Annotated in this window: 27 protein-coding genes and 1 other RNA gene; 13 read left to right on the top strand and 15 right to left on the bottom strand. The window is 57.5% G+C overall.

Going from position 1 to position 25,389, the window contains the following annotated elements; genetic code table 11:
* The first annotated feature begins 5 nt into the window (after positions 1-5).
* A complete protein-coding gene (locus tag GS612_RS07470; protein WP_050603452.1) occupies positions 6-1,340 on the top strand; it encodes a sigma-54 dependent transcriptional regulator in 1,335 nt (444 codons plus the stop codon).
* A 508-nt stretch (positions 1,341-1,848) separates the two neighbouring features.
* A complete protein-coding gene (locus tag GS612_RS07465; RefSeq protein ID WP_171639545.1) occupies positions 1,849-4,719 on the top strand; it encodes a ribonuclease E/G in 2,871 nt (956 codons plus the stop codon).
* Positions 4,720-4,768: 49 nt separating this feature from the next.
* On the opposite strand, the gene GS612_RS07460 is transcribed toward GS612_RS07465, so the two are convergent.
* Positions 4,769-5,002 (bottom strand): sulfurtransferase TusA family protein, encoded by a 234-nt coding sequence (locus tag GS612_RS07460; RefSeq protein ID WP_171228703.1) that lies wholly within the window; start codon positions 5,000-5,002, stop codon positions 4,769-4,771.
* Positions 5,003-5,108: 106 nt separating this feature from the next.
* Here GS612_RS07460 and GS612_RS07455 point away from each other — a divergent pair, with 106 nt between their 5' ends.
* The 4 genes from GS612_RS07455 to GS612_RS07440 all read left to right on the top strand — a co-directional run bounded on the left by GS612_RS07455 (position 5,109) and on the right by GS612_RS07440 (position 9,433).
* Positions 5,109-5,861, top strand: coding sequence for a cytochrome c biogenesis CcdA family protein (locus GS612_RS07455; RefSeq protein WP_171639544.1), 753 nt, complete (start codon positions 5,109-5,111; stop codon positions 5,859-5,861).
* 62 nt (positions 5,862-5,923) lie between these two features.
* The gene (locus GS612_RS07450) at positions 5,924-7,126 is read left to right on the top strand and encodes a hypothetical protein (RefSeq protein WP_171639543.1); all 1,203 of its coding nucleotides are present in this window, start codon (positions 5,924-5,926) and stop codon (positions 7,124-7,126) included.
* 2 nt (positions 7,127-7,128) lie between these two features.
* Positions 7,129-8,478: a cytochrome P450 gene (locus GS612_RS07445; protein WP_171639995.1), complete on the top strand. Its 1,350-nt coding sequence runs from the start codon at positions 7,129-7,131 to the stop codon at positions 8,476-8,478.
* Between the two features lie 73 nt (positions 8,479-8,551).
* Positions 8,552-9,433, top strand: a complete 882-nt coding sequence (locus GS612_RS07440) for a fructose bisphosphate aldolase (RefSeq protein WP_171639542.1) — start codon at positions 8,552-8,554, stop codon at positions 9,431-9,433.
* 4 nt (positions 9,434-9,437) lie between these two features.
* Here the strand turns inward: GS612_RS07440 and GS612_RS07435 are convergent, their stop codons facing one another.
* Genes GS612_RS07435 through fumC form a run of 4 tightly spaced genes read right to left on the bottom strand, consistent with a single transcriptional unit; the run spans position 9,438 to position 11,887 of the window.
* Positions 9,438-10,040: a DNA-3-methyladenine glycosylase I gene (locus tag GS612_RS07435; RefSeq protein WP_171639541.1), complete on the bottom strand. Its 603-nt coding sequence runs from the start codon at positions 10,038-10,040 to the stop codon at positions 9,438-9,440.
* Between the two features lie 58 nt (positions 10,041-10,098).
* Positions 10,099-10,320: a ribbon-helix-helix domain-containing protein gene (locus GS612_RS07430; RefSeq protein WP_152457905.1), complete on the bottom strand. Its 222-nt coding sequence runs from the start codon at positions 10,318-10,320 to the stop codon at positions 10,099-10,101.
* Positions 10,317-10,493 (bottom strand): DUF4169 family protein, encoded by a 177-nt coding sequence (locus GS612_RS07425; RefSeq protein ID WP_171639540.1) that lies wholly within the window; start codon positions 10,491-10,493, stop codon positions 10,317-10,319. The genes GS612_RS07430 and GS612_RS07425 overlap by 4 nt, the downstream gene beginning before the upstream one ends.
* Positions 10,493-11,887: a class II fumarate hydratase gene (gene fumC / locus GS612_RS07420; protein ID WP_171228710.1), complete on the bottom strand. Its 1,395-nt coding sequence runs from the start codon at positions 11,885-11,887 to the stop codon at positions 10,493-10,495. The genes GS612_RS07425 and fumC overlap by 1 nt, the downstream gene beginning before the upstream one ends.
* Positions 11,888-12,092: 205 nt before the next feature.
* Between fumC and GS612_RS07415 the strand changes: the two genes are divergently transcribed.
* Entirely contained in the window at positions 12,093-12,656 is a 564-nt protein-coding gene (locus tag GS612_RS07415; protein ID WP_171168264.1) for a hypothetical protein, read from the top strand.
* Between the two features lie 27 nt (positions 12,657-12,683).
* Here GS612_RS07415 and GS612_RS07410 read toward each other — a convergent pair whose 3' ends face one another.
* The 10 genes from GS612_RS07410 to GS612_RS07365 form a co-directional block, all read right to left on the bottom strand.
* On the bottom strand, positions 12,684-13,142 hold the full coding sequence (locus tag GS612_RS07410; RefSeq protein ID WP_171168262.1) for an SspB family protein: 459 nt from the start codon (positions 13,140-13,142) through the stop codon (positions 12,684-12,686).
* A gap of 76 nt (positions 13,143-13,218) precedes the next feature.
* Positions 13,219-14,472, bottom strand: coding sequence for a chromate efflux transporter (chrA, locus tag GS612_RS07405; RefSeq protein ID WP_171639539.1), 1,254 nt, complete (start codon positions 14,470-14,472; stop codon positions 13,219-13,221).
* Positions 14,469-15,284: a sulfurtransferase/chromate resistance protein gene (locus GS612_RS07400; RefSeq protein WP_171639538.1), complete on the bottom strand. Its 816-nt coding sequence runs from the start codon at positions 15,282-15,284 to the stop codon at positions 14,469-14,471. Before GS612_RS07400 ends, chrA begins: the two co-directional genes overlap by 4 nt.
* Before the next feature lie 125 nt (positions 15,285-15,409).
* Positions 15,410-15,841 (bottom strand): ester cyclase, encoded by a 432-nt coding sequence (locus GS612_RS07395; protein ID WP_171639537.1) that lies wholly within the window; start codon positions 15,839-15,841, stop codon positions 15,410-15,412.
* A 101-nt stretch (positions 15,842-15,942) separates the two neighbouring features.
* Positions 15,943-16,290: a transfer-messenger RNA gene (gene ssrA, locus GS612_RS07390) on the bottom strand.
* Positions 16,291-16,326: 36 nt separating this feature from the next.
* On the bottom strand, positions 16,327-16,689 hold the full coding sequence (locus GS612_RS07385) for a DUF4345 family protein (RefSeq protein ID WP_171228716.1): 363 nt from the start codon (positions 16,687-16,689) through the stop codon (positions 16,327-16,329).
* 17 nt (positions 16,690-16,706) lie between these two features.
* A complete protein-coding gene (locus GS612_RS07380; RefSeq protein WP_171639536.1) occupies positions 16,707-17,357 on the bottom strand; it encodes a TenA family protein in 651 nt (216 codons plus the stop codon).
* Between the two features lie 58 nt (positions 17,358-17,415).
* Positions 17,416-18,069, bottom strand: a complete 654-nt coding sequence (locus GS612_RS07375; protein ID WP_171639535.1) for a hypothetical protein — start codon at positions 18,067-18,069, stop codon at positions 17,416-17,418.
* Between the two features lie 13 nt (positions 18,070-18,082).
* A complete protein-coding gene (locus GS612_RS07370) occupies positions 18,083-19,483 on the bottom strand; it encodes a selenium-binding protein SBP56-related protein (RefSeq protein ID WP_152457916.1) in 1,401 nt (466 codons plus the stop codon).
* A gap of 117 nt (positions 19,484-19,600) precedes the next feature.
* On the bottom strand, positions 19,601-20,332 hold the full coding sequence (locus tag GS612_RS07365) for a FadR/GntR family transcriptional regulator (RefSeq protein ID WP_171231673.1): 732 nt from the start codon (positions 20,330-20,332) through the stop codon (positions 19,601-19,603).
* A 115-nt stretch (positions 20,333-20,447) separates the two neighbouring features.
* Here GS612_RS07365 and GS612_RS07360 point away from each other — a divergent pair, with 115 nt between their 5' ends.
* The 6 genes from GS612_RS07360 to frr all read left to right on the top strand — a co-directional run bounded on the left by GS612_RS07360 (position 20,448) and on the right by frr (position 25,383).
* A complete protein-coding gene (locus tag GS612_RS07360) occupies positions 20,448-21,212 on the top strand; it encodes a DUF2182 domain-containing protein (protein ID WP_171639993.1) in 765 nt (254 codons plus the stop codon).
* Positions 21,213-21,216: 4 nt separating this feature from the next.
* On the top strand, positions 21,217-21,921 hold the full coding sequence (locus tag GS612_RS07355; RefSeq protein ID WP_152457918.1) for a DUF1326 domain-containing protein: 705 nt from the start codon (positions 21,217-21,219) through the stop codon (positions 21,919-21,921).
* A complete protein-coding gene (locus GS612_RS07350) occupies positions 21,918-22,448 on the top strand; it encodes a DinB family protein (RefSeq protein ID WP_371419736.1) in 531 nt (176 codons plus the stop codon). Before GS612_RS07355 ends, GS612_RS07350 begins: the two co-directional genes overlap by 4 nt.
* Positions 22,449-23,552 carry a dimethylsulfoniopropionate demethylase gene (locus GS612_RS07345; RefSeq protein WP_171639534.1) on the top strand — a complete coding sequence of 368 codons (1,104 nt, stop codon included), beginning with the start codon at positions 22,449-22,451 and terminating at the stop codon, positions 23,550-23,552. It abuts the gene before it with no gap.
* An 89-nt stretch (positions 23,553-23,641) separates the two neighbouring features.
* Positions 23,642-24,637 (top strand): acryloyl-CoA reductase, encoded by a 996-nt coding sequence (acuI, locus tag GS612_RS07340; protein WP_171639533.1) that lies wholly within the window; start codon positions 23,642-23,644, stop codon positions 24,635-24,637.
* Between the two features lie 182 nt (positions 24,638-24,819).
* Complete coding sequence (frr, locus tag GS612_RS07335) at positions 24,820-25,383, top strand: ribosome recycling factor (protein WP_152457921.1); 564 nt, start codon at positions 24,820-24,822, stop codon at positions 25,381-25,383.
* Positions 25,384-25,389 lie beyond the last annotated feature (6 nt).

Here is a 25,389-nt window from a genome sequence, read left to right as displayed (position 1 = left end):
TGACTATGGCACAGGCCATGAAAATCGCCATTGTGGATGACGAACAGGACATGCGCCAATCGATCAGCCAATGGCTTGCTTTGTCCGGATATGACACGGAAACCTTTGCCAGCGCCGAGGACGCGCTCAAGGTTCTGGGGCCGGATTATCCGGGAATCGTGATCTCGGACATCAAGATGCCCGGAATGGATGGCATTCAGCTTCTGAAAAAGCTGATGGGGGCCGACAGTACCCTGCCGGTGATCATGATCACCGGGCACGGCGACGTGCCGATGGCGGTTGAAGCGATGCGCGTTGGCGCGTTCGACTTCCTTGAAAAACCGTTCAACCCCGATCGGATGTCCGAACTGGCCAAACGCGCCAGCAATGCGCGCCGTCTGACTCTGGACAACCGCGCCTTGCGGCGCGAGCTGTCCGGCGGCACCCAGATCATGAACAAGCTGATCGGCGCCAGCCCGGTCATGGAGCGGCTGCGTGAGGATATTCTGGATCTCGGCCAGGCTGACGGCCATGTGTTGATCGACGGTGAAACCGGTACCGGGAAAACGCTTGTGGCTCACGCGCTTCATGCCGTTGGCAGCCGTGCAGGCAAGAAGTTTGTTCTGGTGTCCTGTGCCGCACTTGAAGAGGATGCACTGGCCAAGCGTCTGTTTGGCCCCATGATGCCCGAAGATGCGCAACTGCCCGCCATAGAAGAGGCGCGTGGCGGCACGCTGGTTCTGGAAGATGTGGAAGCGTTGAGCGATACGTTGCAGGCCAAGCTGCTGAGCGTGATGAACGAGCAGGGCACACCTGCGGAGACCCGGATCGTTGCCATCTCGAACTTGCAGGAGGCGGGAAAGACGTCGGAAGACGTGCTGCGCCCGGACCTGTTCTATCGCCTGGCCGCGCTGCGCATCACCATGCCGCCGTTGCGGCAGCGGGGCGAAGATATCCTGACCCTGTTCACCCGTCTCAGCGAGCAGTTTGCCGAAGAATACGGTTGCGACGCACCCCAGGTGAGCGCACAAGAAGCTGCGCAACTGTTGCAGGCCCCTTGGCCCGGCAATGTGCGCCAGTTGATCAATATTGCCGAACGGGCGGTGCTGCAATCGCGCCGTGGTTCGGGCACCATCGCGTCTTTGTTGATGTCCGATCACGAAGAGATGCAGCCGGTGATGACCACCGAGGGCAAGCCGCTGAAGGAATATGTCGAAGCTTTCGAACGAATGCTGATTGATAATACGATGCGCAGGCACAAAGGCTCTATCGCGTCAGTCATGGACGAGCTTTGCCTTCCTCGCCGGACGCTGAACGAGAAGATGGCCAAATACGGCCTTCAGCGTTCGGACTATCTGTAAGCGATGCGATTTGGGGGCTCTGCCCCCGTCGCCTATGGCGCCTCCCCCGGGATATTTTTGGCCAGATGAAGGGGATCCGTTGCGCTGGTTGGTGGCGGAGTGCAGTTTGCCCATTGTCTTTTCCACAGGGTTGCTTTTATTGTGTCGGGACGGGCCGGGCGATTTTGACGCCTGAAAGTCCCGAATCTTTGAGTTTCGCTGCTGATCCGTTGGTGAGGGTCAAGACCTCGCGGTTCAGCAGACCGATTATGCCCCTCAAGGGGCAGTGGAGTACCTGAGCCCGGGATCACTGGGCGAAAGGAATAAATGGGCAGGCTGCGTTCAGACGCGCCTGTCGGAGAAGAACCGCGATGACGCGCGCGCAACGATTGAGAGAACGGGCAGGGGGCCACAGCGCCAGACCCTGCCGCGCGCCGTCTGATATCGCCCTGACAAGACACCTCCCCAAAAGCGCCTGTCCGCCTGGACAGGTCAGGACAACGCGTTTGGCGCGGTGCACCAAGGACAAATGGCTAAGAAAATGCTTATCGATGCCACCCACGCGGAGGAAACCCGCGTCGTGGTGGTTGACGGAAACAAGGTCGAGGAGTTCGATTTTGAATCCGAAAACAAACGCCAGCTTGCCGGCAACATCTATCTTGCAAAAGTAACGCGGGTTGAGCCGTCGCTTCAGGCGGCCTTTGTGGATTATGGCGGGAACCGGCATGGCTTCCTGGCATTCTCTGAAATTCACCCGGATTATTACCAGATCCCCGTCGCCGACCGTGAGGCGTTGATGGAGGAAGAGCGCGCCTATGCCGAGGCCATGAAGGCGCGGGATGAGGCTGAGGAGGCCAAATCCAAGAAGCGGCGGACCCGGTCTCGCGCGAAGGCTGCTGACGTGAAATCGGATGATCCGGTTGAAACGATGGAGGTTTCGACCGAACCAACCGGCATGGAAACCATCGATCTGGACGAGGGTGAAGAAGCAGATGTTGATGTTCCGGAAGGAACGTCGCCGATGGAAGTCGTCGCTGAAACTCCGGTAGAGGAGCCGGTTGACGATGACGCGCCGGCCACTGAAGAAGCAACCGAAACCGCATCGGATGAGGCAGCACTAGACGACGTTGCCGAGGAAGCCACTGAACAGGCTGTCGATGTGTCGGACGACGACGCGGAGGATCAGGCCGAAGAGCCACTGGAAGCCGTTGAAGACGTTCAAACGGAGGGGGATGAAGCCCAATCCGAGCCGGAGCAAGCAGAAGAACCTGTTGAAGCTGCGGATGATGAACAAGACCCTGATGAGGACGTTGACGAAACCAAAAGCACAGACGCTGCATCAAAAGACGCATCGATTGAATCGGTTGCTGATGATGATGACAGCGAAGACATTCGTCCGCCGCGCAAACCGCGCCCGCGTCGCTACAAGATACAGGAAGTCATCAAAGTACGTCAGGTCCTTCTGGTGCAGGTTGTCAAGGAAGAGCGCGGAAACAAGGGTGCTGCGCTGACCACCTATCTTTCGCTGGCAGGACGGTATTGTGTTCTGATGCCCAATACCGCACGTGGTGGTGGCATCAGCCGCAAGATTACCAACGCGGCGGACAGGAAAAAGCTGAAAGAGATCGCAACGGATATCGATGTTCCGACCGGGGCGGGTTTGATCATTCGAACTGCCGGGGCCAAGCGAACCAAATCCGAGATCAAACGCGACTATGAGTACCTCCAGCGTTTGTGGGAGCAGATCCGGGCGCTGACACTGGAATCCATCGCGCCGGCAAAGATCTATGAAGAAGGTGATCTGATCAAACGGTCGATCCGAGATCTTTACAACCGTGATATCGACGAAGTCTTGGTCGAAGGCGAGGGCGGGTACCGCATCGCCAAGGACTTCATGAAGATGATCATGCCGTCACACGCCAAGAACGTGAAACGGTACGAAGATGCGCTGCCTCTGTTCGCGCGCTATCAGGTGGAAAGTTATCTGGCCGGGATGTTCAATCCTACCGTACAGCTGAAATCCGGTGGCTATATCGTAATCGGCGTGACGGAAGCACTGGTGGCGATCGACGTGAACTCGGGCCGTGCCACCAAGGAAGGTTCGATCGAGGAAACCGCACTCAAGACCAACCTCGAGGCCGCTGAAGAGGTTGCACGTCAGCTGCGCCTGCGCGATCTCGCCGGTCTGATCGTCATCGACTTTATCGACATGGACGAGCGCAAGAACAACTCGGCTGTCGAAAAGCGTTTGAAAGACAAACTGAAAACGGACCGCGCCCGCATCCAGGTTGGTCGTATTTCGGGTTTTGGTCTGCTGGAGATGAGCCGTCAGCGTCTGCGCCCCGGCATGATCGAGGCAACGACACAGCCGTGCCCGGCCTGTCACGGCACCGGTCTGATCCGCTCGGACGACAACATGGCCTTGTCGATCCTGCGTCAGATCGAAGAAGAAGGTACCCGCCGCCGTTCGCGCGAAGTCCTGGTGCGCTGCCCTGTCAGCATCGCCAACTTCCTGATGAACCAGAAGCGAGAGCATATTGCGCAGATCGAGGCGCGTTATGGGCTTTCAGTGAGGATCGAAGGGGATATCCATTTAGTCAGCCCGGACTTCTCGATGGAGAAGTTCAAGACGGCCAGCCGGATTGTTCCCGAGGCCACGGCGCCTGTTGTTTCTGTCGATGCGTCGCTGATGGATCTTGTCGATTCATCGGACGCGGAAGAGACCGAAGAGGAAATCGCTCAGACCGAAGAAGAGGCAAAGCCCAAGCGCAAGCGCCGTCGTCGTCGTCGCAAGAAAGGTTCGGGCAATGGCGATGCGCCGGAGCAGGCCGCGGAAGAGGGTGACGCGCCAGCACAAGAAGACGCAGAGAGCGATACGCCTGACGTCGAAAGTGCTGAGCCGGCTGAAGCTGAGGCTTCGGAGGAAGAAAAACCGGCAAAGCCCAAGCGCAAACGCGCCCCGCGCCGTCGCAAGAAAGATGCGGTTGCCGAAGAAGTTGCGGATCAGCCTGAAGAGCGATCTTCCACGACGGCCGACGCTGCAACGGAAGAGCCGGCAGCCGAGGAAACCGGCGAGAGCATCGCGGGCGGAAGCGCCGAGGTAGCGGCAGAGCCGGTTGAGGACGCCGCTGAACCAGCCGAAGCCCAGGCTGACGCTCCTCCGTCGGAAGAGCAACCTGCAAACGGTGTGGATGCGGCACAAGCGGTTGAAGGAGCGGATGAGGCGGAAAAGCAATCTGCGGAAGCCTTAGAAGCCGCTGACGTTGCAGAAACCGAAGATCCTGCCGAAGCCGGGCCAGCGGAAGCAACGCCCGAGCCGGTGCTTGAAAGCGTGGCGGAAGAGCCTGAACCCGTACCCGCCAAGCCCAAACGACGCGGTTGGTGGTCGCTGGGAAGTTAATGAAAAAGGCGGGCTGATCGGCCCGCCTTTTTTTGACCTGCAACGAAGGTCAGCTGGATTTTTGGATCAGATAGATCTGATGTGCGCCGTCAGTGTCCTGCGAAAGCAGTGTATGCCCGGCCTCAGCACAAAAGTGCGGAACATCCACGATAGCCGCAGGATCATCGGCCAGCACCCGCAGAACGGCACCCTCCGGCATGGATTTCAGTCGTTTGCGGGCTTTCAGGACGGGCAAGGGGCACAACAGGCCCAAAGCGTCCAGGGTATCTGTATTCTCTGACATGATTTTCGGGATAGGGTGAAGTTGTAATATTGTCCAGATTTCGAGCACGAGGATGTGACTGTTTGGCCCCGTGACGGATCGCTCTTCATCACATATGTGCAGAAACATGTTCGGAATCGAAATCATAGACGCGGGACTGCTGCCCGCCATGTTCGTCGCGCTGCTGGGTGGCCTGATCAGCTTTCTGTCGCCTTGCGTATTGCCAATCGTACCGCCTTATCTGGCGTATATGAGTGGCGTTACCATACATGAGATGCAGGACGAGGCCCGCGCGCGGCGCAAGGCGACCATGTCGGCGCTGTTCTTTGTCATGGGCCTGTCGACCGTGTTTCTGCTGCTTGGCTTTACCGCATCGGCCTTTGGCGCGTTTGTGCTGCAAAATCAGGTGCTGTTCGCCAAGTTGTCCGGTGCCGTTGTCATCGTCTTTGGCCTTCACTTTCTGAATGTCTTCCGGATTCCTTTTCTGGATCGCGAAGCACGGATTGAAACCGGTGATTCCGGTGGGTCGGTCTTCGGCGCTTACATCCTTGGCCTGGCTTTTGCATTCGGCTGGACCCCGTGCATTGGGCCTCAACTGGGAGCGATCCTGTCACTGGCGGCGAACGAAGCGTCGGTCGCGCGCGGCACGTTTCTGCTGGGGGTTTACGCTGCGGGTTTGGGTATTCCGTTCCTGTTGGCGGCCATGTTCCTGAATCGCTCCATGACCGTGATGAACCGGATCAAACCGTATATGGGCACGATCGAAAAGATCATGGGCGGGCTGTTGCTGTTTGTGGGCATCATGCTGATAACCGGGCTTTTCACCCGTTTCAGCTGGTGGTTGCTGGAGAGTTTTCCGGCGCTGGCAAATTTCGGGTGATCAACTGACCCTCTTACCTTGGCTTCAAGCCTGCGTTAACCTGCGCATCAGAAGGTAAGGGCATGAGCAGTCACACAAATCAGCCGCAGGTGCGCAGACGTCGGGTGTTCTATATACCCGGCTATGATCCGATGCCGCCCCGGCGATATCGCGAGCTGTATCGCATTGAATCGCAGAAGCAGGCCCGGATCTCGGGGTACGAGATCGCCATATCCCAAAAGACAACGGACGGGCGTTTTGGGTGGCGTGTGAACTCGGAACAAGATGGGCTGACTGTTGAAACGGAATTCGAGGTTCTGGTGTGGTCCGACATCGTGCGCGACAGCATGTCGGTCTCGATCCCGGCGACCTATTGGCAATTGGCCCGCACGGCGTGGATTTACACATCAACCGGTACGTTGTGGCGTCTGATGCGATTGCGCAAGGGCCCGGTGATCGCTGCGTTGTATCCAGTGGCGATGTTGGTGTCTCAGCTGCTGATCGCGCTTGCGTTGGCATGGGCGTGCATAGCCATGGCTGGTTGGTGGGGGGTATTCCCCGGAGCGGCCATCGCCGTCGCGTTACTGCTGTGGTTTCGCAAGGTCGATAACCGGTTGTTTGCGTATTACCTGATGCATGATTACGCCTATTCAGCGCAGTTGAGCGGGCAAATGCCGGTCGAGCTACGGGAAAGGTTGTCTTCGTTTCGTGAAGCGATCCAAGACGCGTTGAATTCCGATGTGGATGAGGTGCTGGTCGTTGGCCACAGCTCGGGCGCGCATCTGGGGGTGTCTGTTCTGGCCGAGCTGGTCCGAAATTCGAAAGTGCACGAGCAAGGCGCGGTGCTGTCGTTTCTCAGTTTGGGACAGGTGGTTCCCATGGTCTCGTTTCTGCCCCAGGCACACGATTTGCGGTCCGATCTGCATTTCCTGTCCACACGGTCCGAGCTCCGCTGGATCGATGTCTCGGCCCCCGGTGATGGCTGCGCCTTTGCGCTTTGCGATCCGGTTGCGGTCACGGGGGTGGCCGATGCTGATAAACGCTGGCCGCTGGTCCTGTCAGCGGCTTTTTCGCAAACCTTGTTTCCGGAACGCTGGAAAGCTTTGCGATGGCGGTTTTTTCGCCTTCATTTTCAGTATCTTTGCGCCTTCGACAAGCCGGAAAGCTATGATTATTTCCGGATAACGGCTGGCCCGTTGACGCTGGGGCAAAGGTTTGCGGATCGTGAGGCTTCGCGCAGCCGCATCGAGACGCCTGTTTCCAAGTTCACCTCGGTACAGCCATGACCATGACCCCGCCCAAGCCAGACCCGCGCCCCGAGAAGGTTTCGTTGCTGCGCTATGTGAAACTGTTCAGACAAGACCTGCTGTCGGCGCAGCCAGCCCGGCTGTATCGCGCGTGGATGGCAGAATTCAAAACTCCGTTCTTCCGGTCGTTCCTGATCAATCAACCGGATCTGGTTCAAACCGTCCTCAAGAAACGGCCTGACGATTTTCCCAAATCCGGCAGGATCAGCGAAGGCCTGCGACCGTTGCTTGGCAATTCGGTATTTCTGACCAATGGCGAGACCTGGAAACGACAGCGGCGGATTATCGATCCCGCGTTCGAAGGGGGGCGTCTGAAGGATACATTCCCGGCCATGCTGGCCGCCGCCGAGGCGTGTGTGGAACGGCTGCGGCCTCATGTCGGAGGGGAACTCGAATTCGAAGAACAGACAAGCCATGCAGCGGCGGACGTGATATTTCGCACCCTGTTTTCCGTTCCTATCGACAACGCTATCGCCAGCCAGGTGTTCGAAAAGTTCCGGGCCTATCAACGCGCGCAACCTTTGCTGAATCTGGCGGCTTTTGTTCCTTTGCCAAAGTGGCTGCCCCGGTTTCATTCCGGGGTGACCAAACAAAACGCGCGGGATATTAGGGCGCTGATTGCCGAACTGACCAGAACACGCGCAAAGGCCATCAAGGACGGAACGGCACCTGATGATCTTGCGACCAAGATCATGACGACGGCTGATCCCGAAACCGGGCAGTTCTTCGACCCCGAGGAAATGGTTGATCAGGTGGCGATCTTTTTTCTTGCCGGGCATGAGACCAGCGCGTCAGCCTTGGCCTGGACGCTGTACCTGATGGCCCTTTACCCGGAATGGCAGCAGAAGGTTGCAGAGGAGGCCGCTGCTCTGGATGATCCTTCATTTGCCTCTGTTTCAAAACTTCGGATCAGCCGGGATGTGTTCCGCGAAGCGCTGCGCCTTTATCCTCCGGTGCCCATGATGGTCCGCGAGACCACGTGCCCCGAACGGTTCCGTAACCGGGATGTACCGGTTGGCGCGCAGATCGTGATCAGCCCGTGGCATTTGCACCGTCAGGCGCGTTTGTGGGACGATCCGGACGGTTTTGATCCCAACCGTTGGGGCACGGAAAACGGCAAGCGGTGCCAGCGCGACGCTTACATCCCGTTCTCAGCAGGCCCCCGAGTGTGCACCGGGGCCGGGTTTGCAATGGTCGAAGGGCCGCTGATCCTGTCGATGCTTTTGCGCCGCTACCGGTTCGAAACAATCCCGGGAAAAACACCTCTTCCGGTCGCTCACCTGACGGTTCGATCCAAAGATGGCATATGGTTACGCCTGTTTGAGCGCTAACAACCTACCATCGGTTCACGCCCTGTTGTATGCGGGGAAGAACATCGGAATCATCATTGAACGGGAAAACAATATGTCCAAAGCAGAACAGCGCGCGCAGATGATCAACGGCACGGGCTTTATCGCGGCACTGGATCAAAGCGGCGGATCAACCCCGAAAGCGCTTGCGTTGTATGGTGTCGAGGCATCCGACTACAGCTCGGAGGAAGAGATGTTCGGTGAAATCCAGAAGATGCGTGCCCGCATCATTCTGGCCGACGATTTCACAAAGGACAAAGTGATTGGCGCAATCCTGTTCGAACGTACCCTGGGCGAAGAGATCGAAGGCCGCAAGGTTGCCGATTATCTGTGGACGGTCAAAGGTATCGTTCCTTTCCTGAAGATCGACAAAGGCTTGGAAGAACAGGCAAATGGCGTTCAGATGATGAAACCGATCCCCGGTCTGGCCGAGACCCTGGCCAAGGCCGATGGTGTGTTCGGAACCAAGGAGCGCTCGGTCATTCACGAAGCGAATGCCGATGGCATCGCGGCGGTGGTTGCCCAACAGTTCGACGTCGCCCGCGAAGTCACAGATGCCGGTATGGTTCCGATCGTGGAGCCCGAAGTGAACATCCATTCGGAAACCAAGGCCGAGGCGGAAGACATCCTGAAGGCTGAAATTCTCAAGAACCTCGATCAACTGGCCGAAGGCCAGGAAGTGATGCTGAAGCTGACGATCCCGACAAAGGCAAACTTGTATGACGCGCTGGCTGACCACCCGCGGCTCTTGCGCGTTGTGGCCCTGTCGGGCGGTTATTCGACGGAAGAAGCCTGTGATCTGCTGGGCCGGAACGGCAAGATGATTGCATCCTTCTCGCGGGCCTTGACCGAAGGTCTGTCAAAACAGCAGTCAGATGCCGAATTCAACGCGGCCCTGGGTGCCAACATCGATAAGATATTCAAAGCCTCCGTCTAACCTTTCAGGCAGGTTTGTTGAAAGAGCGGCGCATCTGTGCCGCTTTTTTTCTGCCGATGCAGGTCTCGGCATGATCATTGACCAGCCCCATGGCCTGCATGAACGCAAACACGGTTGTAGGGCCAACAAACTTCCATCCCCGTTTCTTGAGATCTTTCGACATGGCCACCGACTCGGGCGATGTGGACGCTGTTTGCGGAGACGGAGGCGTTTCAGCCTCGTAACGCCAGACATAGGCCGCCAGAGATCCTTCGGCCGCCACAAGGTCCTGCGCGCAACGCGCATTGTTGATCACCGCTTCAATTTTTCCGCGATGACGGATGATCCCGGAATCCTGTAGCAGGCGTTCCACATCTGCATCAGAAAACGTGGCCATCCTGTTGAAATCAAACCCGCAAAACGCCTTCCTAAAGTTTTCGCGCTTGTTCAGGATCGTTCGCCAGCTAAGACCTGACTGAAAGCTCTCGAGGCATAGTTTTTCAAACAGCCGTTGGTCGTCGCCGACAGGGTAACCCCATTCATTGTCGTGATATTCAAAAAATTCGGGCGCGGCCTGACACCATGCGCATCTTTGCTGCCCATCCGGCCCGGTAATGGTGTCGCTCATGGTTGTACCCTTTTTGTTCCCGCTCACGTTACACGTCGAGGCGAGGGCGTGACAAGTCTCAATCAGGGTTTCGGAACCAGTTCAGCACAAAGACGCGTATGGCCGATGCAAGACCCGTTTCCGGGTCGCGAGCCACATCTATTTCAGCCGCCAAGACATTGATTGGCTTACCTTGTTCCTGAGCGATCTCGCGAAAAGCACGCCAGAATTCATCCTCGAGTGATACCGAGGTTCGGTGTCCTTTCAGGGTCAAAGAGCGTTTGACAGGACGGCCGCTCATTCGTCCAGCTCATGATCGACTAGGTCGCGCTTTTGTTTTTTCTGTTGAAGTTTCACGACTTCTTTTTCAGCTTTTGTACGCCCAAACGCGACGGCGTTCCGGTCGGCGCGGGCCTTTCTTTCGGCCCGCGCTTTTTCCTTTCGATACCGGTTCAGATTGACCGGCTTGCCCATCAGTCTTTTGGGCCGATCATCTGTTCGGGGCGGACGACGGCATCAAAGGTCGCTTCGTCCACAAAGCCCAGCGCGATGGCTTCTTCCTTGAGCGTGGTACCGTTCTTGTGGGCGGTTTTCGCAACTGTGGTCGCATTGTCATAACCGATGGTGGGGGCAAGCGCCGTGACCAGCATCAGCGATTCCTTCATCAGCTTGTCGATGCGCGGCTCGTTCGCTTTGATGCCAATCAGCATCCGCTCGGTAAAGCTGTCGGCGGCATCCCCCAACAGCTGGATCGATTGCAGCAGGTTGTAGGACATCATCGGATTGTAGACGTTCAATTCGAAATGCCCTTGTGACCCGGCGAAATTCATCGCCGCGTTGTTGCCCATCACATGCGCGGCGACCTGCGTCAGCGCTTCGGCCTGCGTCGGGTTTACCTTGCCGGGCATGATCGACGAGCCGGGCTCATTTTCCGGCAGAATCAGCTCACCCAGGCCGGAACGAGGCCCGGAGCCCAGGAAACGAATGTCGTTTGCAATCTTGTAGCAGCTGCCGGCAATCGTCGCCAAAGCGCCCGAAAGGAAGACCATGGCATCATGGGCGGCCAGCGCCTCGAACTTGTTCGGCGCCGTCACGAAGGGCAGGTCGGTGATCTGGGCCATATGGCCTGCGACGGCTTTGTCCCAGCCGTGCTGGGTGTTCAGGCCGGTGCCAACGGCCGTTCCGCCCTGGGCTAGTTCATAAATCCCCGGCATCGCCGCATGTACGCGTGCGATCCCCTGACGAATCTGGTGTGCATAGCCACTGAACTCCTGACCCAGTGTCAGCGGTGTCGCGTCCTGTGTATGGGTTCGGCCGATCTTGATGATGTCCTTGAATTCCTCGGCCTTCTGCTCGAGCCCGGACGCCAGTTTTTCAAGACCGGGAAGCAGGACGTCGCGTACGCTCATCGCTGTTGCGATATGCATGGCGGTTGGGAAAGTATCGTTCGACGATTGCCCCATGTTGCAGTGGTCATTCGGGTGTACCGGGTCTTTGGATCCGATCTTGCCGCCCAGAATCTCGATGGCTCGGTTGGCGATGACCTCGTTCGCATTCATGTTCGACTGGGTGCCCGAACCCGTCTGCCACACGACCAACGGAAAGTTGTCGTCGAACTTGCCCTCGATCACCTCGCCTGCGGCCTGAATGATCGCATCGGCTATCTTTGCGTCCAGCTTGCCCGTTGCCTTGTTTTCCATGGCGCAGGCTTTCTTGATTACGCCCAGCGCGCGCACGATGGCGACCGGCTGTTTTTCCCAGCCGATGGGAAAATTCATGATCGAGCGCTGCGTTTGGGCGCCCCAATACTTGTCGGCAGGAACCTCGAGCGGGCCAAAGCTGTCGGATTCTGTGCGGGTTTGAGACATCGGTCACTCCGTTTGGTATGCAGTTGTATGCCGTTTAGCCGCAGCCACGCCGTGACGCAATCGGCCAGTTGCGCGCACCTTAAACTTAAGGGCTTCAAAGGTATAGGCGCGGGGTGCGTCACTTTAATCGTTGTTGGCGGGGAATGTGCATTGTTTGCGGACACCTCTGGGCTACAATGGAGCAATAGACGCCATGGAGGACAAAATGCCAAATTTCCATCGCTTTACGCTTGAAAAAGCAGTCGCGATACTTGCAGTTTGCGCTTTGTGGCTGTCGGTTCTGAGCGCAGCGGCCCGCGCGGCAGACATCACACCTTTCATAGGAGATTATATCGGTTCAGCCGAAGTCGTGGACGCGGATGGCACGACAACGCCCCGCGACATGAGCGTTTCCATCGTCGAGACCAAGAACGGTTTCAACGTCAGTTGGCGGACGACGACATACAAGCTGGATGGACGCGTAAAGGAACAGAAGTTCTCGATTGATTTTGTTCCGTCAGACCGCCCGGATGTGTTTTCGGCGGCGATGAAGCGCAATGTTTTTGGTCACGAAGTCCCGCTGGACCCGATGAAGGGCGAGCCATTTGTATGGGGCCGCATCGTCGGCGAAACACTGACCGTGTTTTCTTTGTTCATTGACGAGGACGGAGGATATGAGTTGCAGCAATTCGACCGCACGCTTGCCCAAGGCGGGCTGAACCTCGCGTTTTCCCGATTCATAGATGGTCAAAAATCACGATCGGTCGAGACTTTTCTGATGAAACGATAAACCCCGCGCCGGGCGGGGTTTGAACGTTCATTTCCGAAAGCTGTCCAGCGATACGATATCCGCATCGTGATGTATTTCTTCTTCTTCGACTTCGATATCGTCTTCGATGATTTGATCTTCTTCGATTTCGTCCTCCGGGCTTTCGAAGCGAAGGCCGAATTCAACGGAAGGATCGACGAAAGTCTTGATTGCGGAATAGGGGACGTACAGCGGTTCCGGGGCATCGCCAAAGTTCAAAGTGATGCCAAAGCCGAGGTCACCAACTTCGAGGTTCTCGAACCAGTGCTGCATGACGATGGTCATTTCTTCGGGATAGCGTTCACGCAGCCAGTCGGCGATTTCCACACCATCTTCACGTGTGTCGAAAGTGATGAAAAAGTGATGCGCCCCGGGTAGACCGGTTTCAGAAACGTCCTTCAGCACTGTTTTGATCAGGCCGCGCATGGCGGTGTGCATCAGGTTTCCATAATCGATGCCTTGCGACATGTGTGATCCTCAAAAGTGGTTATGCTCAGCATAGGGGTTTTGTTCGGAAACGAAAGGGCGGGTACGACCGGATTGATCAGATATTGTGTGCAGCCAGGCCGGCAATCGACATCAGGGCAAGCACGGTTCCCATCCCTAATTTCAGTCGAAAAATCAAGGCCCCAGCAAGGATAGTTAGACCGAATGCGGTAAAATTCAACGCGGAAATCTGCGGCATGGGGATTGCCAGAGGACCCCATGATTTTTCAGACACCGATTCGAAAAGAACATTCAGGGCGAACCACACGGAAAGGTTGAGAATCACTCCGACGACGGACGCGGTGATTCCATGCAGGGCCGCAGACAGGCGGGGACGCGCGGCCAGACGGTCGAGATATGGGGCCGCAAGAAAAATCCAAAGAAAGCACGGAACGAACGTCGCCCACAATGCAACCGCACCGGCTGCAAGCGCCAGCGTGAACCCACCGGTCAGTTGCCCGGTCAGCATGGCGACAAACTGGGTGACAAGTATGAGCGGCCCCGGAGTCGTTTCCGCCAGCCCCAGCCCATCGATCATCTGATCCGTGCTGATCCAGTGGTACTGGTCGACAACCGTTTGGGTCATATAGGCCAATACGGCATATGCGCCGCCAAAGGTCACAACGGCGAGTCGGGCAAAAAACCACCCCAGATCGCTCAGCAGTTGATGGCCTGTGACGCTCAGAGCGACGAGCGGGCCCAACCAAAGGGGCAGCCAAACAGCAATCGTTCGCAGAGACCGCGCCAGATGTGGTGTTCCTTCTCGCGTGGGAGTTTCTACGGGTCCTTTGAAGGTCACGTAGCCCCAGGCTGCGGCAACGAATATGATCGTCGGAAAAGGAAGGTTCAGCAGAAAAATGGCCAGGAACGACAGAATTGCGATTGTTCGATGCTCGCGATCATTCAATGCCTTGCGCGAAAGATTGCGGAGCGCCTGCAAAACGATGACGATGACGGTTGCCTTGATGCCCGTGAAGGCCGACTGCACCAAGGGAACATCGCCAAATGCTGAATAGAGCGCGACCAGAACCGCAATCACCAACGCGCCGGGTAAAACGAACAAGCTGCCGGCAATCAGCCCGCCAGCAACGCCGCGCAGACGCCACCCCGCATAGGTTGCCAGCTGCATCGCCTCGGGGCCCGGCAGCAACATGCACAGAGACAGGGCGCGCAGGTAAGTCTGTTCATCCAGCCAGGGTCGGCGTTCGACCAATTCCTGATGCATCAAGGAGATCTGAGCCGCAGGACCGCCGAAAGACAGCAGACCGATCCTGCCAAAAACCTTGAAAATCTCGGCCAGTGTCGGTGTCATGACGTTCGCCCGGTGGGCCAGTCATGGCTTTCGTCAAATCCATCGCGCGCCCAGCGATACATCGCGTCGTAAAGATTCATCCCGGCTTTCAGGTTTTCATGGTCATCGCGATACTGCCTTGAAAGCCCGACGGACACCGCCAACAATCCGGCCGCTTCAGGCGCAAGCGCGTGCCGGTTCGTGTCTGCTGCCCGGATGACCGTCGCCAACCGGTCCAGCGCAGGGGAGTGAAGCCCGAATTCATCCAGCATGGTGTCAAACGTGCAATTGTCGCCTCGGTGGCTCCAGAACGTGTTCTCGATATCAAAAGGTGACGCCCCGAAAGCAGTCGCAACGCTTTCGACTTCGCCGGGTGCCACAAACAGGAACTTGGCGTCGGGGTCAACAAACCTGCGTATCAGCCAGGGACATGCGATTCTGTCGATCTTGGGTCGGTGACGCGTGACCCACAGCGTATGGCCACCAATTCGATCAGGAATGCGTGCCGCGAGCAAACGTGGTGCATCGGCCATGTCGCGCCACGCCTGCATTCCACCTTCCAGATATTCGGCTTGATGCCCTTCGCTGCGCAACCAGGAGACAACGCCCTGGCTCAGCTTTTTGCCTTTCTGACAGATAATCACGGTTGAACGGCCGGAGATCTTGCACGAAAGCTCCCGAAGATCCGTGGCCGGGTGCCGGATTGATGCGGGGATCAGATAGGGATCTTCTTCAAAATCGTCATTCAGGCAAACGTCGAATAGAACGGGCGCATTCGGAGTGCCGATCAGACGCAGGAGTTGTTTGGAAGAAATAGAGTGGGGCGATGCCATGGCATGTTTCCTTGTGACCGCGGATACATGCGAAACTTGGGCTGTCGCCTCACGGGGCGTTCGCAATCTTACCCCACGGCACTTGCTAGCGCGCAAGGGTCATGGGGGTCAAGATTGCTTTGGGTTCACGCCCAGTCCAAGCGTTGCCCGGTCATGCATACGGGCAGGGTGTCCGATGGAAACTGGCCCAGTTCTTCAAATAACGAGATGAAGTCAAAATGGTTGTAGGCTTCAACCATCTTTTCGTCCTTGAACCGCGCCATGACCTGGCCGGTGACTTCCAGCGGCGCGCCATTGTCAGCCCGAAAAGTACGCACATGCAGAATGGCGGACACCCAGTCGCCGTTCTCGATGATCTTGGGCAGTTCGACCTTGATGTCCCCCAGAATATGGCGGAACGCCATGACCAGATCCCGGAAATCGTCAGCACCGACCTGCATTTCCGGAATCAGACCCTCGGCCATCGTTTCGGGTGCGAAGAACTGATCAATTGCTTCGGTGTTTCCATTTTCCCAAACCTCGGAGTACCACTTTCTGAGTATCTCTGAATTCGTCATCCCAGTTCTCCTGTCCAAGTGCTGGCAAGATGGCAAAAAGGAATGAATAAACTCTGAATCCGCGTAGGGCCGGATGAATAAATTCAGACATGTGGGGGATTAATGCAGGTTTCTGTTGCCAGGTACCTGCGAACCCCGCCTTACGCGGCTAGGCGCAAGGGCTTAAGTTTCGGTCTTGCTACTGCTTACGCAGCAACTGCAACCGGAGCACGATTGTCGTTTGCAATTGTACTGTTTTCGCCGGTAACGGTGGCAGACAGCCGAGACAAAGCTAACCCCTTTAGACGTTCGTCGATCCTGTTTCGGCCCCAAAATCCCCAAACGAAGGATGGTTGGTGGAGCCGCCGGGTACCGCCCCCGGGTCCGATCCGCTTATTACGAGCGCGTTTATGTCCATAGTCCCGAAGGACGACTCTTATATAGGTGAGGTGATGGGGGGATGCAAACTCAGAATGAACGCAGCCGTGTTTAACATTTCCAATCTGTTAGGTGGTTTTGTTGAAGTTTGCAGCTATCAACCAGACGGCCAGAACCAGTTCGATTCCCCCAAAGATCAACGCCTTGGCCAAGGGGGGATTGTCCAGCGCGACCGACACAAACCGGCCTAGCGCCGCACCGGAATAGACAATGCCCAGCATGACATAGGCCATTGGGTTGTTCAGCCAGATAACGGCGATCCCCGTCACAACAAACAAACCACCGACCGAGGCGCGCATCTCGGACAACCCCATCGTGCTGTTGGTCGGGGCCAGATCCAGGGCCGACGCGGTGTGGGCCGGCGCCAGAAACCCGAATGCGCCGAACCCGATGGTCAGCAATGCCGCGATGACGTTCAGAGTTGCGACCATTCCGGCCCCCTTATGGTTCAGGCCGCGTAGGCGGCGTCAAAGAATTCACGTTCCAGCTCGACAGCGCGATGGAACAGTCGCGTGACCTCGGCCTGTTCGGCCGCATCCAGCGTCGGCCAGACGTTGTCCAGCTGACTGCGCAGATATTCCACGACGCTTTCGAACCCTTCGCCCGCATGTAGCGTGATCCATTCCGCAAACCAGAACGGCAAGCCTTCTTTGGGCGGGTTTTCCGGGCTGGCCCAGCTCAGGTAAACCCATTCCGCCACGACGAGTACCGCCAGCATGTTCTGATAACGGCCAGAGGCTGCGGCTTCGGCCATCAGATCCTGAAACGCGCGTGTGGCGGGCGCGGGCTCGGTGCTGGGCTCAGTGCCCAAAGCGTCCATCGCGCGCAGGAAATAGGTGTTCTCGGGGCCTGTGATCACCGCGAGAAACTGCGCGGCCGGTACGCTGTCAGCAAGGGTCGGCGCATGCGCGATGGCGCTGGCCAAAAGACGCACGAAACCGTCGACGAACTGATAGTCCTGTTGCAGATACCAGCGCATCTTGTTCTCGGGCAGGGTGCCGTCAGACAGTTCGCGGGTGAAAGCATGGGTTGTGGCGGCCGTCCAGTCGTCGATTTTGCCCTGACGCAGCACTTCGGTTGGGCGGGTTTGGTCCTGCATTCGGAAGCTCCAGTTTTTTTCGATGCAGATAAATCGCGTTTCAAAACAAAGTACAAGGTCAGCCAAGGGCGGACCAAAGACCCAGACCACCGACCAGAATGAGGCTCAGGGCCCAGATGAACTCGAGGTTGAACCAGCTGCGCGACAGGAATTGCAGTCCGAGCCAACGATAGACCGCAAAGGCCAAAAACCCGCCCCCCAGAACCATGGCGGCCGTATGCAGCGCGGCGACGCCCAGAACCAAAAGGGTGTTCGTGGTCATGATCTGAGAAATCGCTTGATGGCCCGCGTCCAGTTCATCCACGGCACACAGGCCCAGATAGATTGGAACCAGCATCAGGGCAGCCCCGTGGGCAAGCGCCACAAGAAAAGACCACAGCGCGAGCCTGCTTGGCGGGATCCGCGAAAGAAAGCGGGGGTGACGGCGGGTTATCGCGATGTACAGGCCCATGCCAATCACGACCAGAGCCGCGCCGATGCGGATTTCATTTTGATAATCGACCAGTACGACCATCAGGGCAAAAGGAAGAAGTACGCCGAGCATGGCTACGAAATGCCCGCCAGCCAAAGCCGCGAGTGCACCCCAAAGCGCGGATTGGCGTTGTTCCATCAAAGCCGAAGACACCGCCAGTGGCCAGCCCATGCCGGGGTTCAGGCCGTGATAGGCGCCGCTCAGAACAACGGCCAGCCACAGGCCAGCCGTTGATGACATCAAAAATTCCAACTCAGACCGACGGATAGCAGAAGCTGTCGGTTGAACAGTCTCCGCCCTCCAACCGGATCTGGTGGCTGCGATAGCCCTTGGGAAACTCTACCCAGAACTTCGGATCCAGTGTCAGACCACCATTTTCACCGACATCGGCCTTGACCATGGCCGCACCACCTTCCTCGGGGTAGAACTGATCGTCCCACGTGGAATAGAGCGAATTGGTCCAATAGACGCGTTTGCCGTCGCGGCTGATTTCGACCATCTGTGGACCATAGCCAAAGGTTTGACCATTTGGATGCTTTGTCTTTTTGACGATTCCGCCGATCTCGACCTTGCCTGCCAGGGTTGGGTTCATCGGGTCGGATACATCGTATTGATGCATCTCGCCGGTTCCCCAGCACGCGACATAGAGGTACTTGTCGTCCAGGCTCAGGTCGATATCAGTAACCAGCGGCGGAACGGCAGAAAAGCCCTTCAGAAGGTCAGGAAGATCATCAGGATCAGCGGGTTGCGGATCGATTGTTATGGTCTTCTTGGCTTCGAACGTGCCGTCATCATTGCGCCACCAGGTGAAGATCGCCCCTTGCAGGTTGGTCGTATCGACGACAACGCCGCAGAACCCGTATTGTTTTACGGGATCATGCGCGGGTCGGATTTCCAGGGCCATCTGATGGTTTTCGCCCAGATCGATGGTTTGAATATTCGTCCGGTTCCGAAGGTTCCAGAAATGGATCCGGTGGCCGTACTTGTTGGACAGCAGATCCTCGGCCACCAGCCCGTTTTCGAATTGCGGCGGCAGCCCCCATTCGGAACTGACCATGTAGTCACGCGGCAGGTTCCACCAGAAATCATAATGCTTGTCCTGCACGCCGCGCTCGATCTCATAGCGCCCGATGATATCGAAGGTCTCGCAATCCATGATGAATATGCCCGGAGGGCCATCTGTGCCGTCGGGGCCGCCGCCGCCAAGGGTGCTGACATAGATGCCCTCAGGCCCGCAATGGATCGTGTGCGGACGGGAATACCCTGTCTTTGCAAAGACTTCTTCGGGTTCGATGATCTTGTGAATCTTGGCCTCAAGCGGGTTTTTCACGTCAATGACATAAATCCGGCTGGACCGGATGCCCGGAATGATCAGATAGCGCCGCTCCAGAAACGCGTGACCGCTCAGCGGCGACAGGGAAGAAGAACAGGCGTTCCAGCCGAAATGGTGAAATTCGTCGCCCTTTTCGGGCATTATCACCTGATGCACGATCTTTCCGAAATCGTCCGAGCTTGGATCGACATTCACAACCGCTAGCCCGTCGGGTTGAGAAAAGTCAGGGCTGAGCATCAGCGTGAATGCAAGCGTCTCAGCGGGGCCCTCCATCGCAAGTTTCGCGGATGGATAAAAACTTGGGTCCGGTCTTTGGTTCATAACGTCCTCCCGTAAGTCATTGAACTTCAATTCATATTGAAAGTTCCGATCTTGGCGCCGGATGACAATCTGCCCGCTTTTTTGCCCCTTGTTCTGATCTTGTTTCGAATGCGGCCCTCAGGTCGGTTTACGTTTGCTTTCGACCACGTCGTGGGCCAGCCGTCGTGTGTAATGTTCCAGATCAATAAGTGCGGTGTCTACGGTGTCGGCGTCTTTTGCCTCAAGCGCGTCCACTATTCTGCTGTGCAGTCCGATGATCTCTTCGCGGGATCGCGCCGTGAACGTGATCATGTTCATCAGCGGTTGCATCGCTTCTACGGCGCCCGCCAGCTGATAGGACAGGACCGGGTTGCCAGCCCCATCCACCAGCGCGCGATGAAAAGTGACGTCCGAGGCGCAAAAGGCTTCGTCCGTCAGGCCCGGTTGGGACTGGCGGAATATTTCTGCCCGCATGGTCGCCAGGTGATCTGCCGTGCGCCGCTGCGCTGACAAAGGCGCACAGGCCCTTTCCAGGGCATATCGCGCCTCGCATGCGGTATCGAAGCTGACCGCATTCATCGACAGCAGCAATGTCGAAGTCGTGACTTGCTGAGAATAGGCATCCTCAAAGCTCAGGCGATTCACGAACGCTCCGCCAGAAGCGCCGCGTTGCGTGCGGATCAATGATTGCGCCGCCAGCCGTTTCAATGCCTCACGCACGGTCGGGCGAGAGACCTGGAACTGATCCGACAGCTCGGCTTCGGATGGCAGGCGCGCGTCCACGATCAGTTCACCCGATACGATCGCATCCCGAATGGCCTGGGCGATCTGGGCAGACAAGTCTGCGGTTTTCCGGGGCGCGGTTTTCATCTTCAGACGACCTTGGGCAAATTTTTATTTGTCTGACATTTAAAAGTCTGACATTTGAAAAGCAAGGGAGTTGAGTCGGGAGGCCGAAGTGAGTCGTACGTGGCTGCGCAGCGGAATGTGGCTGGGCTTTTATGTTCTGATCTTGTGGGCGTGGTGGGTCATGTTCTCGATGAGCCGGGACATGGACCTTGATCTGATCGGCCGTCCGGGGCCGATGGGGCAGGCGATGGCCGCGATGGATCCGCGCATGGACATGTACATGCCCATGGCCGAGTTCGGGCCGCTGTTTTCAATGTGGGCGATCATGATGGCGGCCATGATGCTGCCGACCCTGATCCCGACCCTGCGCAGTTACGATGACCTGATCCGCAGCGCAAATGGCAGCCGCGCCGGCTGGCTGGGGGTTCTGGCCGGATATTCCATCGTCTGGGTCGGGTTTGCGGCCGTCATCGCAGGAATTCAGCTGGTTCTGCTGTTTGGCGGCGTTGTCGACATGCTGGGAATTGCCAAATCCGGATGGGTCGCGGGCGGCTTGATGATTGCCGTGGGCGCCTTTCAGTTTTCCCGCGCCAAAGAGGTGTGCCACGGTGTCTGCCATGCCCCGATGACCTATTTCCTAGGACATTGGAGAACAGGTTTTGCAGGTGGCGTGCGCATGGGCCTGGGTCTTGGCGCGTTTTGCGTCGGCTGTTGCTGGGGCTTTATGGCACTTGGCTTTGTCGGCGGTGTGATGAACCTGTTGTGGATGGGGCTCGCGACCCTGTTCATGGTTTTGGAGAAACTTCCTCAGATCGGGCACGCCGTGACCCGTCCAATGGGGTTTGTGTTGATTGCGGGCGGTCTTGTCCTGCTCGTGTATCCAATTAGCTACGGAGGATAAGCCAATGGCTAAAAACAGAAAACCAGACGCCGATCGGCTGCCCGTCAGCCAGCGCATCGACAGCCGCATGCCCAATCCCAAGCGGCGAGAGATGAGCCCGACGGAATGGGCCATCAAGGGCGAGTTGATCCTGAACTGTTCATGTGACGTGTTTTGCCCCTGCGTGGTGTCGCTGGGCGCACATCCCCCGACGGAAGGTCACTGCCATGCTTGGATGGGCATCATCGTTGATGAAGGCCACTATGAAGGCGAGGATCTGTCGGGTCTGAATGTCGGGTTGCTGGTCGATATTCCGGGCCGGATGGGGGAAGGCCAGTGGAAAGTCGCCGCTTATGTCGACGAGCGCGCAAGCGGCAAGGCTTACAACGGTTTGTTACAAATCTTCAGCGGTCAGGCGGGCGGCACGACCGGTCTGTTTACCATGCTGGTCAGCGAGATCATCGGTGCGGAACGGGCACCTGTCCAGATCGAGCGCGACGGAAACAAGCGTCGGATCGCGATTGGTCGCAAAATCCAGGGAGAGATCGAGATGCTTGCGGGCAAGGACCCGGAGCATCCGGTGATGGTCTCAAATTCCAAATACTGGATGGGACCTGACATCATCGTGGCGCGTGGCACCAAATCGAAGGTGCGCGACTATGGCCGGGTCTGGGACTTTGGCGGCAAGTCCGCTGAAATCTGCCCGATCGACTGGCACGGGCCCAAATGATGATCACGGGTGGGTATGCGCAGGAAATGGCGCGTTACAATCACTGGCAGAACAAACAGTTGGCAGAGTTTTTGCAATCTCTGACACCGAAGGAGCTGACCCTTGAACGCGGGGCGTTCTTTGGCTCGATTTTGGGCACGGTGAACCATCTGCTGTGGGGCGATTGGATGTGGATGTCGCGTTTCGAAAAGCGCGACGGGCCAGATGGCAATATTCACAAGGCAGGCGGAGGTATCCATGAAAGCGTATACCTGTGCCCGGATCTGCCAAGCTGGTTGGCGTTACGCGAAAAGATCGATGCGCGTATCCTGAACTGGGCAGAAGGGCTGGGGGATGATCCGCTGACCGGCTCGTTCACGTGGTATTCCGCCGCAAAAGAGGCTGATGTCACAATGCCTTACGCGCTGTGCGTGATCCATTTCTTCAATCATCAGACCCATCACAGGGGACAAGTGCACAAAATGCTGACCGAGACGGGCTCGGAAGCGCCTGTCAGTGATATCGTCTTTATGCCGCAGGAGGTATGAATGCCGCAGATTTCCGCCTCACGCCGCTTGCGGCGCACTCCGTTCTCTGAAGGAGTCGAAGCTGCCGGGGTCAAGGGCTATACGGTCTACAACCGTATGTTGTTGCCGACCTTTTTTGAAAGTGTTGAAGCCGATTACCGGCATCTGAAGACCCATGTGCAGGTCTGGGATGTGTCGTGCGAGCGGCAGGTTGAATTGCGTGGCCCTGATGCTGCGCGTCTCATGCAGATGCTGACCCCGCGCGATCTGCGCGGTATGCTGCCGGGGCAATGTTTCTATGTGCCGATCGTTGACGAAACCGGCGGCATGCTGAACGACCCGGTGGCGGTGAAGTTGTCCGAAGACCGATGGTGGATCTCGATTGCCGACAGTGATCTGTTGCTGTGGGTCAAGGGTATCGCCGTTGGGTACCGTCTGGATGTGCTGGTGGATGAACCGGACGTGTCGCCGCTTGCCGTTCAGGGCCCGAAGGCGGACGAGCTGATGGCCCGTGTCTTCGGGGACCGAGTGCGCGATATCCGTTTCTTCAAATTCGACATGTTCGAGTTCGAGGGCCGCGATCTGGCCGTCGCGCGATCCGGTTATTCGAAACAGGGTGGTTTCGAGATATACGTGGAAGGTGGCGATATCGGCATGCCTTTGTGGAACACCCTGTTCGCCGCCGGCGAAGACCTGCAGGTGCGCGCGGGCTGCCCGAACCTGATCGAACGCATTGAGGGCGGGCTGTTGTCCTATGGGAACGACATGACCGACGACAACACTCCGCATGAATGCGGTCTAGGAAAGTTCTGCAACACGCATACTGCGATTGGCTGTATCGGTCGGGATGCCCTGTTGCGTGTCGCCAAGGAAGGGCCGGTGCAGCAAATCCGGCCAATCGCCATCGCTGGTGATCCGGTTCCGGGCTGCGATCGTCCCTGGGACCTGTTTGCAAGCGGCAAGCGCGTGGGGCAGGTGACATCGGCGGCTTGGTCTCCGGATTTTGAAACCAATGTGGCGATCGGTATGGTGCGCCTGAGCCATTGGGATGCCGGGACGGAACTGGAAGTGGAAACACCGGCTGGGATGCGCCGCGCGACCGTGCAATCGCATTTCTGGATCTAGCAGAATCAAGGACGCTGCCGCGTCGACCTCGGGATATTTTGAACCAGCTGACGACATGGGCTGGTCGCTGAACACGAAAGGAATGACAAATGTTCAATGCACTTGTGATGGACAAGGATGAAGAGAGCGGACTTGCCACCGGCTCGATCAAACAATTGTCGGTGGATGATCTGCCGCATGGTGATGTCACGATTGCGGTCGAATATTCCACGGTGAACTACAAGGACGGCCTGTGTCTGTCTCCGAAAGGGGGCGGGCTGGTGCGGGCCTATCCGCATGTCCCGGGCATTGACTACGCCGGCACGGTCGAGGCCTCATCGGATGACCGCTACAAACCCGGTGACAAGGTTGTTCTGACCGGATGGCGCGTTGGTGAGGCACACTGGGGCGGCTATTCGCAAAAAGCCAACGCGCGGGCCGATTGGCTGGTGCCGCTGCCCGATGGGCTGACAACGCGTCAGGCAATGGCTGTGGGCACTGCCGGGTTTACTGCGATGCTGGCGGTCATGGCGCTGGAGGATCATGGGCTGACCCCGGATCGTGGACCGGTATTGGTGACCGGGGCAGCGGGCGGCGTCGGGTCGGTGGCCACGGCCATTCTTGGCAATTTGGGCTATGAGGTCGCCGCGGTCACCGGACGGCCCGAAACTGGTGACTATCTGAAATCACTTGGAGCGACGACCATCGTGCCGCGCGACGACCTGAACGAGACCACAAAACGCCCTCTGGAAAGCGAAACATGGGCGGGCTGCGTTGATGCTGTGGGCGGCGCCATGCTGGCGCGTGTTCTGGGCCAGATGAAATACGGATGTTCAGTTGCTGCGGTTGGTTTGGCAGGGGGCGCTGCTTTGCCAGCGACGGTGATTCCGTTCCTGCTGCGCGGCGTGAACCTTTTGGGCATCGACAGCGTGATGCAGCCCTATGACAACAGGGTGCGCGCGTGGAAACGGATCGCCACGGATCTGCCGATGGACAAGCTTGAGGCGATGGTTCAACCGGCCGGTCTGTCCGATCTGCCGCAACTGGGCGCCGACATTCTGAAAGGTCAGGTCAAGGGCCGCGTCGTGGTGGATGTGAACGCCTGAGGCTGACCCATGAGCTCAACCTGGCCGGAGAAACTCGGCCAGGTTCCGGAAAACGATGTTTGTCCAAAATGGTCGCAACACCTCTGGCCATTGATACAATTCCCGATCATGATTGCTATACATCCCAATTGCGATGGCGTAAGACCCATCCAAAGATTACCTGAAGACGGGGAGTGAGCAGAATGTCTGACGACTTCGAACTGGACACCGATGATCTGCAGCGCCGCATGGATGGCGCAATGGCCAATTTGAAAACCGAATTTGCATCATTGCGAACAGGGCGTGCTTCGGCCTCGATGCTGGAACCTGTCATGGTTGACGCTTACGGTTCGATGACACCGATCAACCAGGTGGGTACCGTGAACGTGCCCGAACCGCGAATGGTCACTGTAAACGTCTGGGACAAGTCACTGGTGGGTAAGGTGGAAAAGGCCATCCGCGAAAGCGGCCTTGGGATCAATCCGCAATTGAACGGCACCATCATAATGCTGCCGATACCCGAGTTGAACGAAGAACGTCGCCGCGAGTTGAGCAAGGTCGCCGGTCAGTACGCGGAAAACGCACGCATTGCGATCCGGAACGTGCGTCGCGATGGTATGGATCAGATCAAGAAGGCCAAGGCGGACGGCATGTCGGAAGATGACCAGAAGCTTTGGGAAAGCGAAGTTCAGGACATGACGGATGAGATGATAAAGGCCGTGGATGCTGCGCTCGAAACCAAGCAAGCCGAAATCATGCAGGTCTGAGCCGAA

Origin of the sequence: Ruegeria sp. HKCCD6157, from assembly GCF_013110685.1 — a bacterium.
Classification (GTDB): domain Bacteria; phylum Pseudomonadota; class Alphaproteobacteria; order Rhodobacterales; family Rhodobacteraceae; genus Ruegeria.
Note: the sequence above shows the minus strand (reverse complement) of the source record. Positions and strands in the feature narration are given on the sequence as shown.